The following is a 1213-nucleotide window of genomic DNA, read 5'->3' as shown; positions in this document are numbered from 1 at the left end:
TAGGGATGAATCCAATGAAGATGAATAACATCATACGATTTCTTGTCAAATAAAATTTGAAATAGCAGAGGAAAAATTTGTTTTCTACGATAATAGTTCAGGAAGCGTACTTCTATTTGATTAGTTTCAAGCGCTTTTTTAAGCAGTTTTAGATATGAACTTTCAGGTCGTAATTGAGCTACCATTAGAACCCGCATGTTAGCCTTCGCCTCTCAAAGACAAAAAAATGTTTTTTGCATAATTATAGATTTCTAAGTCAATCTGGCAGTTTCTTCTAATTTGATCGGTTATCTCCGGGCTAATATTGATATTTTTCGCTACGTTTTTGTTTTTATAGGGTATTTTGATATTAAGGCTGAAGTCTTTTTTTATTGTCTGTTTAAAAGCTTCAATATTTTCTAAAAAACCAACAGCTTTAAACTTTTTCAAATTTTCTTTTGCTTTGGCAATATCGTCATGGTTAGGAAAGTCATTAGCAGAAATTCTTTCCAGGTTTCCGCATAAGTATCGAGCATAAACTTTTCCGGCTCTACGTCCCTTTTCGCTATTGAGGAAGTCAGTTAAGCTCTGATTGATCTTGCCATGAGCTTTATTTGGCTTCTTTAAATTAAAAAAGTAATAAGAGATATATCTTTTGACTGGTTCTCTAAGAACAGTGATATAAGCATACTTGTGTCCAAATCTGTTCCATACTTCTGTATCGAAATAGGTGTGTCCTGAAATGAAATGAGTATTTCTAAACATCTCATAGACTAGCAGACTTCTTCGAAACCTCATTGTCTCTAAGAAATCAATACTTTGATTCTGTGCGGACCTGTTTCTTAAAAGCTCTACTGTTTTTTGCGAGGCGGCTTCCTTAAGGCGACTATAGCTGAGACGATAAATTTTTTCAAAAGCACTGTCAATGGATGTCCCCCCTGTTTTAGGGATATGCATGAAAAAGAAGTTAGGCTTGTGCTTAAGATATAGGTTTTCAAGTTTTTTAGAAAGAAGGTTATAAATCATGCCTGTAAGAAAAATTAAAAATTTTATAAAAATACCAAAGTGGACTGATTAAAGCGCTAGTAAAAAATCTCATTTCGCAAGCTAAGACTGTATCCGTAAAGGCTTTGAGTCGATATTTTGCGATGTGATAAAAAGATCTGCGAGCGTTGCCAAAGATGATCTTGATTGCAATGATAGGCTTTTGCCAGCTAGAAGCCTTGAAGCTTCG

The 1213-nt window shown here is 34.5% G+C and carries 1 protein-coding gene and 2 pseudogenes; all 3 read right to left on the bottom strand.

The window, feature by feature from the left end:
• Positions 1 to 185: pseudogene (locus tag QJQ48_RS28235) on the bottom strand (hypothetical protein); the annotation flags it as partial.
• A gap of 13 nt (positions 186 to 198) precedes the next feature.
• Positions 199 to 1005 carry a sulfotransferase family 2 domain-containing protein gene (locus QJQ48_RS28230; RefSeq protein WP_346294496.1) on the bottom strand — a complete coding sequence of 269 codons (807 nt, stop codon included), beginning with the start codon at positions 1003 to 1005 and terminating at the stop codon, positions 199 to 201.
• A pseudogene (locus QJQ48_RS28225) lies at positions 995 to 1213 on the bottom strand (hypothetical protein); the annotation flags it as partial. The gene QJQ48_RS28230 and the pseudogene QJQ48_RS28225, both read right to left, overlap by 11 nt.

The organism is Sphaerothrix gracilis Ecp01 (assembly GCF_030405905.1).
Lineage (GTDB): Bacteria > Cyanobacteriota > Cyanobacteriia > Phormidesmidales > Phormidesmidaceae > Sphaerothrix > Sphaerothrix gracilis.
This window is presented reverse-complemented; position numbering and strand designations above follow the sequence as displayed.

Coding starts and splice junctions, on each gene's coding strand:
- QJQ48_RS28230 (WP_346294496.1), bottom strand. CDS start 1,005: ATGATTTATAACCTTCTTTCTAAAAAACTTGAAAACCTATATCTTAAG.